The following is a 10156-nucleotide window of genomic DNA, read 5'->3' as shown; positions in this document are numbered from 1 at the left end:
CATCCAACCGGTCTTGCGCTGCTCATCTCCGAGCAGACCTTCCAGGAACAGGCCTGCATTCGTCGCCACACGCTCTTGCGTGAACAACGGACGTATCCGCTGCTTGATCTCTCGAAGCGACGCCGCCCACAAAGCAAGCGCCTCCTCAACCGACGCGGCCCGCGTCCACGACATCCGAATCATGGCTGCCCATGGATTCAGACGCCCGCAAAAAAGGCAACTGTAATGCTAAGTTTGCAATGCGCAATCAGAGCGGATTCGTTCGCATTTTGCCGAATAAAGGCCATCCGTGCGCGTCCGGCCGTGAATTGATTTCGAAAGCTCCTTTGTTTGAACACCTCCCTGTGCTATATTGCTGACAATTCCAACGAACGCGACCAACCGACCCCCGTCACCTTCGACCTTCAGTCAATTCCAGCTCGGTTAGCCTAGCGCGAGAGCAGCGAATTGTTTGATGCTGCCCAATTGAACCGATCAGGTTTTGGTGCTTTTGCATGCATATAGGCAGACTCGAAGCAAGCAACGCACTGGTAGTTGGAAATTGATCTCCAAATCTGCAACACAATGCGAGTGATCATGAGGGGCACGTTGACCGGTCAGGTCCGGAACGCGGGCCTGCCAGTCAGATAGTGCAATGCGCAATTACTTTGAAGGGTTTTGATTTGCGTCACGCAGCACTGACACGACCGCCTCGACGTCTGGTTGCGCCTCGATATTCATCACGGCTTCGATTACCTCAGTCGCGCGTGCTGTCGATAGTCCGCTCGCAACGCGAAACTTTTCGATAACGTGTTCGTCACCATACACTGTGTCGCTTGTCCACGGATCGCCCAGAGCGAACTCCGTCTCAGCTTCCAGGCGCCTGCCATCGCGCATCACGATGGTCGCGCGTGCGGGCATATTGCGCACCTGTCCGCGCACGATATGGCTTGCTAACGTATTTGCGTGTTCCCAGTGCTCGACGCTTACTTTCTCTCGCAATGCCCTAACGGGATCATTGTCCCACGACTCGTCTAACCATGCCGGGCCGACTGGAATGCCGAGCAGCACCATCGCGACAGCGTGCGGGATGCTGTACTGTCGTGAAGTGAACGTGCGCGGTGTAGGATTGCTAAAACGCGGAGTACACAGGAACAAGTTTGCGCCGATGAAGACATGTTCAATCTGCTCTACGTCGATATTTGCCTTGGCGGCGGCCTTGACAAGCGCGGTAAGCGGCTGATGTGTCCAGCGACACGTCGGCCACGGCTTGTAAGTAATGTCGGAGAGCATCCAGCGCGAGCCAAACTCGCCGATTAGCGTATCCGGGTCAAAACGATCTGTCCCGTACATTCTGATCAGTCCGCAGTCGCCGTCCAATATCGCAGAAGGGCCCGTCGCACCAAGAGCCGCTGACCGCGCCGCGAATACGCCGGCAAGCGCAGCCCAACCCGCATCCGCGTATTTGCAGTCGGGCAGATCTGGCAATTCCGCCCACTTGCTGGCTATTGGCACTGGAGTATTCGAACCGGCGATGCCAAGCGTTTGCCGAGCCAGCGTTTCATTCTGAGACTCCAGCTGAATTGCTGAGCCTGCTGCCGCGAACACAACCGATGCGGAGAAATTGTAAAGAACGGGAAACCCGATTAGGCGATCATCCTTGAGGATCATAGGCGGCCCACTTGCGCTCGCCACACGCCCCCCCAATTCGTATCCCGTGATCACGGCCTGCAGAAAATGCGAGCCGGTCGCGTTGTGTGCCTCCGCTAGCGCGAGCGCCGCGACGACGGCGGCGACACCGAAGTGGTGGCCCACGGGGAAGGTCTCGTCTAAGTCCATACAGTTTGCGAGACGGCCATTGGCGTACAAGGCGCCCGCAAGGCTCGCGCGCTGTTTGCGTCCCACAATTGACGCGACTTTGCCATCTCCCATAAAATCGGCCAGACTGTAGACTATTGGCGCTATGCGCGTCCGCGTGGCCGCGATCAGGCAGCCGATCGAATCGAGCAGAAGACGGCGAGCGTCCGCTTTCACATTATTCGGCACGTCAGCCAATTTGAGAGTCGAGGTAAATCGAGCAAGAGCGCCAGTCAGATCGGTATCTCTCATAGGACAATCCGAGTAAAGTTGATGAAGAAGAGGCTGGAAACTAGGTTTCACATGAATGCTGCGATGCGCAATACCATAGCTTGGTGTTTTCGATATCAGCGAATTTGGAAACGGACAACGTCTCCACGTCTAAGCGAATAGATCCCAGCAAGCTGCAGGTCCCTTCTATGGTATCGAGATGGCTATCCGCCGTCTTGGTACGTCGGTAACGAGATCTCGGAAAGCGTCGATTTCTGAGCCATTCGCGACCATCTGCTACTACGTTCTGATAGCAATGGCCGTGCCAGCGTTCTTGTCGCCCTATAAACCACTAATCGCGCATTGAGACCGCCTAGTTTGTAGCTGAGCCCATTTTAAACACGACAAGATTTGTTCCGCTGTCAGAAACTGGACAAGAATCGCGCCACGGGCGGCTCTCGCGGCGGACGTGCCGGAAAAACAGTGATGAACATACCGGTGCGGTAATCGCTCTCGCGCTTAGCTATGAGAAAGGGCGTGCCGCGGCAAGACCTGAGCTTACATCCTGCCGTTCGGCATAGCTGCCGGCAGTCGATCGGGTCGTCGGACGCAGGGCTCGGTTTGCTGCTGTGAGCACATTTCCCTGAGATCAGCGTTTGTTTATTGAAGCAGCAGCCCTCCCAGGTCTTTCTTTGCTCTACGTTTCCAATACCGACGGCAGAGAGAATGATATTGGATTAATTCTCCGGATTGCAGCGCAGAAGCGGCGTTTTCATAGAGTGCAATTCTGCTTCGTCCAACTAGTCTGATCGCTCAACGTTTATCTGGATCGTGAGAGCGGCTAGCAAATTGATCCGGAATCGGCATTGGGTCCCGGGGACGCTCGCTGCCGCGCACTAGCAATGCATGTAGAAATCAACCGCGTTCGCACGCAAATTCAGAATCGTCGCCATAGTGTCTGTAGAAGTGGCCGACGAGCATACCCACAGTGTCGATCACAACCCATCCGCGACCGCAGGCGGAATCATTCTCGTCGTAGCCTTCCCACGAGAACTCCGCGCATGCCAAGCCATCCCGCGCGCCGTAGCGGACGTCCAGAAAGCCCTTTACTGCACCGAAGGCTATTTCACCGTCGGACTTGCCGTCGAAGATGAGATGCGCCTCTTCGACAAGATCGAGGAAGTCACTATTCCGGTTGTTCATTTCGACGATGCGCCAGCGCCCAGCAAATGCCTTCGCGATCCGCTGCACCTTCTCGTTTGGGATCCGGGACATACTATAAGAAGGCGTCATAGGCGCCGTTCTGTTACAGGAAATTGATAGAGTTGATGATGCTTTGACCTGCTCCGGCACCGCGAAATGTTTCTGCCAGCCGATCCGCATCACGTCCTCGATCTCGACGCATGTTGGTTGATATCACTCCAAGATTGCGCGGCTGTTCCCACGGGTCGCTTTTCTCGCAAAAATGCACACACGATTGTAAGCAAGCCGAGGCAGCCGCCTGCCCTGCGCGTCCGCATGTCTTGGCCCTCCCTTCACTCGGTTTGCTAACTCCACAGGCAATTGTTGTGCCAGCGGCGCTCAAACGCGTTCCCGGAGCTGGTTAGTTGAAAACCATCAGACGCGGCAAGCGTCCGTCGCTGTTGCCATTTTGTTTTTGCGTGCCAGAGGCACGACAACGATCAACGAGCTGTGGCGCGCAAAGGAGGGTTGTTCGCGGCAATTCTCACGGCCGACCGGCGAAACGGACGATTGCTAGCGATCTGTATTAGATGGAGCTAGTAGCTGGCATGGTCGAATCGCCCAGCGTGCCACTCGAAGGCGGGGTAGTCGTGACGGGACCGGACTTCGCGGCCATCATCTCCGTAGAGATGGTAGCGCTTTGCATAGTTTAGCGCCTACTGAACGTACCGACATCCGGCATCTCACGCTCTCGATGCAGCTTCTTTGGAGCGGATCTGCGCCTCTGCGCTGTCCATGTCGACTGGAAGATCCTAATGTGAAGCCGATTAAAACGGCACAGCCGTTCCACAAGAACTTTGTCAAGCGCGCGTTCTTCTTTTGTTTAGCAAAGCGTGCATCAGCTTCCGCGAGTGGCACACTGATTGCTCCGATCAAAAAGAACTACCTCAGAGCGGTTGTTCGTTCCAGGAGCTGCCGATGAAGCGGGCCCGATTGATCACAATGAAACAGGTGACACGATCTGTGTTTTGGCAGCGGCAAAGCGCGAGCATCAACACTGTTGCCGCGAACTCACCCGAGCGCCAGAGAGATTGCTGCAGCTTCCTGACAGAAGAGCGGCCATGAGGACGTGCTGAGCTTCAGGGCAAGAACATAGCTTACAGCCACACCAAACCAGGCACGCGCCGTCCCCTGCGCTTCTCTCGGCAGACGGCTCGCCGCGCTAGAAAGGTCCTGGGAAGGACGATGAACATGAAGTCTCGCCGAACCTCCCTTCTGCAGCGTCGCAGCGCCGACACTCTTTGTTGGCAGGAAACGTAGTGACAATCGGGTAGCCGCGAACGAAATGGCCATTATGGCGGCCTGTCGTGAACCGCGCCTGTGTTTGGATGCGCACCGTTCGAGAATGGCCAACGTCCAGAAACCAACATCGATGGTGGAGCATGAAACAAACTCGATATTCCTGCTGATCCGCATCGCGAGAAGGAACGAATGGCAGAGCTTTGCCGCGTGCCCAACCAGGAGCAGCCCGTCGATACCATAGTTGCATGCACGCGTGGTTCTTTCAGGGCGCTACTGCAGCATGCTTGTGTGGGACGATCCACGAATTTTCCCGCCATGCCGATTCGTTGCCTATCATCCTGCAGGACGTCCTATGCGCAGTGTCGGCGAATCAACGAATGACGCTCGGCCTCGCCTTGCCATATCCAAGTAGTTCCTCTGACTGCGGGAATCAAGTGATGTCACCCCTTCGCTACTCTCAAAGGAAAGTCGGCTGCGCCTAATATGCATTGGGCTTATTCCGGCATAAGGCACCCCAGCTCAGCCGGTCGTGCATTGGAGACGCGAGAGGGCCGTCGTCGGTAAAGGCTATCGCCCGGATCGATAACATCTGGCCACCGCCCCAGAAGCTTGATCTCGTCTGCAGTGGATTCCCAAAGAGGACCTCTCAATGGATTAGCAAGGTCGAATTGAGCGGCAGGCCTCGCTGCTATGCTCGTTAGGTTAGGCGGTGCGGCGCCTTCACCTTGACGCAACATATGCGGACAGGCCAATTACTCGGCATTCGAGGCACAGGGTGTTCGCACCATCTCGAACACCGCATGAAGACAAAGCTGCGGCCGGTCCAGCCCTCCTTGAGATTGTCGCTGAATGTCGGCAACTCGCAACGTAATCTGGAGATTGGAGACTTCTTGCCGGGCCAGCACGCTGGTAGACCGCTTGTAGATGACCGAGGGCCGATTTTTGAGCGCGGCGCGAGACCTCTTTGGTCGTCCTATAATAGAGCGATACCGGCGTCCCTCGCCCCTTTCAGCACGGGTGATAGCCTGCACCTTTCACTATCGCTCGCGTTTTGCCGACCGCCACGCGCGTCGCGCCGCCGTACCAACTAGCGACGATCCCCGCTAGCGATACAGGATCATGATGCAGGGCGCGGCACGAAGGAGCGAACCCTGGGCCATCAACGCCGTGCTATGGAGCGCTGCCAACTCTCGATGTGCCACGCCGTCGCCCAGGCATTACCGCGACCGAGCTGCGCCAACCCCGATCGCCAAGGGAATTACCAGCACCTACCTATGTCATCGGCACGTTCGTTCCGACACTCGCCGAAGCGAGCCCAACGAAGAATGATGCTGCGGCGCGCGGTGTCTCGCTGCAAGGTCAAGCGCATCGCTGTCGGTAGCGTAACTCCTAAGCCGACGACACAGGACCTTCTCAGTCGACTGCGGCGGGAAGCGGCTGGATTGTTTTTACCACTTTGCATCAAGCAGCAGCGCGCGACTTCTATCATGCCCCGCTGGCATGAAATAATTCTCACTATAGTTGTCATGGTGATTGCCAACTTCTCTTTTTGAATGTACTCGTCTCCTCCTCTCGTTTCTGAGTGTTGAAGCGGAGGCGACAGAGGCAAACAATCGATTGGAGACACCATGGCAATTCTAGAAACTGAAACTCGTGGCTCGGTTCTGGTCGCGCGGTTCAATCACGCCAACGTTAATAACCCGATGAGTCTGGAACTCGAGGAAGCCATTCGCTCCACATGTCGAGAGACAGAGGCTAATCCCGCGATACGAGCTTTAGTACTGACGGGAGGTAATGACCGATCGTTTTGCGCCGGCGGCGATTTCAACGAGGTCGCCCAGCTTTCCGAACGTACCGCGGTGGAGGAATTTATCGACAGGGTGATTGATCTATATTCTGCGATTCTCAAGGTCAGCAAGCCAACAGTTGCTGCGGTCGGCGGACACGCGGTAGGCCTCGGCTTTCAGCTCGCGCTATCTTGCGATTGGCGCATCGGATCGCTCGAAACCAAACTCCTTATGTGGGAATTGAAGCATGGGCTCGCCTGCACGATCGGTGGCTATATGCTCGAGAGTTTCGTAGGTCGAGCGGCAATGTCTGACATCGTTTATGGATGCGAGGCCATTCCCATTTCGTGGGCCGCGGATCACAAATTGCTTCACGAGGTGGTTGACTCGAGCAATCTCGTGGAGAGCGCCGTCGCGCGAGCGCAGATTCTCGGTAAATTTCCGGAAATCACTTTTCGGCGAACGAAGGAATCAATAAATAAACGATTTATCGCAGGTTTGCGCAATATCGCAATGGAGACAAAGGAGGCGCATGTTGCTGGGTTTGCCAGCGCATCAGCCGAACAACACTTCAAGAACGTGCTAAGGCGATAGCGGCGATATAATCCTAATCTGAGGCAATTGAGTGCCAACGTTGGCTTCGGCGTGGCGGTCGCGCCCCAGTGATGGTGTAGCTCGGTAGAGCAAAGCCATCCGCACACGCGCCTCAAATAGCGCCGTAGCGGGTGGACGGCTTTGCGGTGGTCACCGGCAATTCGCCGGTAGGGCCGGATTGCTGACACCATCTGATTCGAGGAACCACCGATGACCGATGAGATGATGAACCGTCGCGCCGACCGGCTGCGCGAGATGATTGGCATCGCAGTCCAACGGCTGATGGAGTGAGGTTGCCGGACAGACCGGAGCGGCTTATCTGTGGATCGACGCCACTTACGTGAAGGTGCGCCAGGAGGAGCGCATCATCTCGGTTGCGGTGATCATCGCAATCGGCGTCAATAGCGATGGCCGGCGCGAGATTTTCGGCACAGACATCGGTCCTTCCGAGGCCGAGACATTCTGGACGGGGTTCCTGCGCAAGCTCGCCCACCGCGGCTTGTGGGGGCTCAAGCTGGCGGTCTCCGAGGCCCGTGAGGGCATCGAGGCTACGGTCGCCACGGTGCTCAACGCCACCTGGCAGGTGCCGCAGTCCACTTCCTGCGCAAGGTCTTGGCGCATGCCGGCAGGTGCGGCCGGCGCGTCGTCTCGGCCTTCATCGCCAACGCCTTCCCCCAAGGATGACACCGAAGCGGCCAGAACGTAGTGGTGCAAGGTCGCCGATCAGATCCGTCCCAAACTGCCAAAGCTCGCCACCTTCAGCCGAGCCCGACGTACTCGCCTATATGAGCTTCCCGGCTCCGCACCGCGCCAAGCGGCACCAATCCGATCGAGCGCCTCAATGGCGAGATCAATCGGCGGACCGAGATGGTTGGCATCTTTCCCCGGTGCGACTCTGCTCGAGCAAAACGGCGAATGGGCGTCCAGCGCGCCCGCTACATGACACTGGAAACCATAGCGCCGTTGAGCGATGATCCAATCGTCGGTCTGCCGGCCGTGGCAGGCTGACGTCTTCCGACCCGCCGGAGTATTGGCGGTGACCTGCCGTCGGTACACCACGCCACGAGACACGATCGGCGCCAAGTTTGCTCTTTTGCACGCCAAATATTCCCGAAATCTCGGAGAACAGGAACTGCAGCTGGAGGACAAGCTAGGCCAGCGTTTCTTTGATTCGAATCATATCAGGCAGCCTCGGCGAGTCTGTAGGACCAGGTGTGGACAACCGGATGGTGATTGACGTCGTCGATGCCGGCCATGATGCGCTCCTTGAGCTCGTGTTTTGAGGTCACGCGGATGTGGCGCAAGACAGACCGGGCGAACTTGGAGAAGAATCGGCATCCAGGTCCCCCTTCGCAAAGCCGAAAGGCGGGACCGTAGTGGAGCCAGAAGAGGCCTCGTCACCCCGGGCGACATCATCCCGGAATGGTGGGCGAGATCATCTCGGAATGGTGGGCGACATCAAATCGGAACGGTGGGCGAGATCATTCCGGAATGGTGGGCGACATCGAGCGGAATCAGCATCCTGGCCGAGAAGCTTGCACACCGTGCCCTGAACCAGACGGGCGAGAGATGGATGTCCGGCCGCCGGCCCGTGCTCGCGCGCATGGCGCGCCAGCAGCCGTGTCGTCCACAGCTCGTGTGGATAGCCGTGCTCCTTGGCCTTGTCGCACGCCAAAGACACCAGCCATGCCTTGGCCTCCGGCGTGATCACTGGCTCCTTGCCCGGCCGCGGTCGGTCGTCGAGTGCCGCCAGCGCGCCATAAGCGACCGCCCGCTCAACGCAGCGCTGCACCGTCTGATGATGCACGCTCCCACGGCAAAGAACGATGGGTTCTCGCGGTAGGCCAGCAGCATCGTGGCCCGTGACACCCGGCTCGCCGGCTCGGTTCGGGATCGCGAAAGAGCCGTCAACGCTTCAATTTCTGCCTCGCTCATCGCCAGCTCAACTGCTTGCCGCCATGTCGCCATGATAACCAATCCTCGTTCAGCCAATCTCAAACGAGGAAGCCCCCAGCATGCGTTCAGTTCCGTGAGGGCTGGTTTCATGGAATCGGTCGTCTAGTACCTCGTCAAGTGATTATGACTCTTTGGAAGTAGTGGGATAGGCGAGCCCCATTTTGGTGCGGGCCTTGTCTGTTGTGAACACCCATTTGATACGAGAGCGGGCGGCACGGCGATTTCGCGGCGCAGTCGCTTGTGGTCGTCGACTTCCGCCCCGGGACGCATCTCTTCGCTCAGCGCCCGCTCCAGATTGCCTTCCACGAAGCGTCGCTTGGTCCGGTACACGGTCGAGCCGCTCACGCCGACGTTCCTTGCGATCTCCTCGTCGCTCGTCCCGGCATCGGCAGCCAGCAAAATCTGCGCTCGCTTGAGCTTCCGGGACGCGTGCTTGCCGCCGCTGAGCAGCGCCCTCAGTTCGGTGCACTCGATTTGGCTGAGTTCGACCCGATAGCGTACATTCATGGCGTGCCTCCTCGTTCGAGGCACGCACGAACAACTGAATCGGATGGCCGGCGTGAGTCCTTCGACAAAACCCTTCACGCCCACGCAGGGGCAGTATCTGGCTTTTATCCACCTCTATACCCGGCTGCATCGCAGGCCCCCGGCCGAAACCGACATGCAGGAATATTTCCGCGTCAGCCCGCCTTCGGTTCACCAGATGGTGCTGACGCTGGAACGCGCCGGCCTCATCAGACGGCAGCCAAGGACGCCTCGCAGCATCGAGGTCCTCATTGATCCGAAACTCCTGCCCGAGCTAATCTGACCGCCGGACCCAACCCGTCAAAATCACTGTGCAGAGCCACTAGCATTACAGTTGCTTTGTTTGCAGACTTCTGAATCCATGGGCAACCATGATTCGAATGTCGTGGGCGCGGGCCGCGTCGGTTGAGGAGACGCTTGCGTTGTGGGCGGCGTCGCTTCGAGAGATCAAGAAACGGATACGTCCGTTGTTCACGCAAGAGCGTGCGACGAATGCAGGCTTGTTCCTGGAAGGTCTGCTCGGAGATGAGCAGCGCAAGACCGGCTGGATGCGCGCGGAGGCGGCTGGCGATCCTGGCCCATGGCGGCAGCAGGCGATCCTGGGTCGCGGGGATTGGGACGCTGATGCCTTGCGCGATATCGTCCGCGACTATGTCATCGAGCATTTGGCGGATGACGATGCGGTGCTGGTGATCGACGAGACCGGCTTTCTCAAGCAGGGTAAGGCCTCGTGCGGAGTGGCGCGGCAATACACTGGTTCGGCA

The 10156-nt window shown here is 57.9% G+C and carries 6 protein-coding genes and 4 pseudogenes; 4 read left to right on the top strand and 6 right to left on the bottom strand.

Features of this window, described 5'->3' with window-relative positions; translation table 11 throughout:
• The 3 genes and pseudogenes from IVB48_RS23865 to IVB48_RS23855 form a co-directional block, all read right to left on the bottom strand.
• Positions 1-183 (bottom strand): annotated as a pseudogene (locus tag IVB48_RS23865) (IS701 family transposase); the annotation flags it as partial.
• 459 nt (positions 184-642) lie between these two features.
• Entirely contained in the window at positions 643-2088 is a 1446-nt protein-coding gene (locus tag IVB48_RS23860; protein WP_247403544.1) for an MmgE/PrpD family protein, read from the bottom strand.
• A gap of 873 nt (positions 2089-2961) precedes the next feature.
• Complete coding sequence (locus tag IVB48_RS23855; protein ID WP_346659014.1) at positions 2962-3321, bottom strand: hypothetical protein; 360 nt, start codon at positions 3319-3321, stop codon at positions 2962-2964.
• A 2837-nt stretch (positions 3322-6158) separates the two neighbouring features.
• Here IVB48_RS23855 and IVB48_RS23850 point away from each other — a divergent pair.
• Both IVB48_RS23850 and IVB48_RS23845 read left to right on the top strand, forming a co-directional pair.
• On the top strand, positions 6159-6911 hold the full coding sequence (locus IVB48_RS23850) for an enoyl-CoA hydratase/isomerase family protein (protein WP_247403538.1): 753 nt from the start codon (positions 6159-6161) through the stop codon (positions 6909-6911).
• A gap of 313 nt (positions 6912-7224) precedes the next feature.
• Positions 7225-7919, top strand: a pseudogene (locus IVB48_RS23845) (transposase); the annotation flags it as partial.
• Between the two features lie 173 nt (positions 7920-8092).
• Here the strand turns inward: IVB48_RS23845 and IVB48_RS23840 are convergent.
• From IVB48_RS23840 to IVB48_RS23830, 3 genes and pseudogenes are all read right to left on the bottom strand, one after another.
• Positions 8093-8264: pseudogene (locus IVB48_RS23840) on the bottom strand (IS630 family transposase); the annotation flags it as partial.
• Between the two features lie 82 nt (positions 8265-8346).
• Entirely contained in the window at positions 8347-8718 is a 372-nt protein-coding gene (locus tag IVB48_RS23835) for a helix-turn-helix domain-containing protein (RefSeq protein ID WP_247403535.1), read from the bottom strand.
• Between the two features lie 329 nt (positions 8719-9047).
• Positions 9048-9374: pseudogene (locus IVB48_RS23830) on the bottom strand (helix-turn-helix domain-containing protein); the annotation flags it as partial.
• Between the two features lie 43 nt (positions 9375-9417).
• Between IVB48_RS23830 and IVB48_RS23825 the strand changes: the two are divergent.
• Positions 9418-9675 carry a MarR family winged helix-turn-helix transcriptional regulator gene (locus IVB48_RS23825; RefSeq protein ID WP_247389996.1) on the top strand — a complete coding sequence of 86 codons (258 nt, stop codon included), beginning with the start codon at positions 9418-9420 and terminating at the stop codon, positions 9673-9675.
• 88 nt (positions 9676-9763) lie between these two features.
• On the top strand, positions 9764-10156 hold a 393-nt coding region (locus IVB48_RS23820; RefSeq protein ID WP_247403532.1), incomplete at its 3' end, for a transposase.

The sequence above is a fragment of the Bradyrhizobium sp. 76 genome (assembly GCF_023073025.1).
Lineage (GTDB): Bacteria > Pseudomonadota > Alphaproteobacteria > Rhizobiales > Xanthobacteraceae > Bradyrhizobium.
This window is presented reverse-complemented; position numbering and strand designations above follow the sequence as displayed.

Coding starts and splice junctions, on each gene's coding strand:
- IVB48_RS23860 (WP_247403544.1), bottom strand. CDS start 2,088: ATGAGAGATACCGATCTGACTGGCGCTCTTGCTCGATTTACCTCGACT.
- IVB48_RS23825 (WP_247389996.1), top strand. CDS start 9,418: ATGGCCGGCGTGAGTCCTTCGACAAAACCCTTCACGCCCACGCAGGGG.
- IVB48_RS23855 (WP_346659014.1), bottom strand. CDS start 3,321: ATGTCCCGGATCCCAAACGAGAAGGTGCAGCGGATCGCGAAGGCATTT.
- IVB48_RS23850 (WP_247403538.1), top strand. CDS start 6,159: ATGGCAATTCTAGAAACTGAAACTCGTGGCTCGGTTCTGGTCGCGCGG.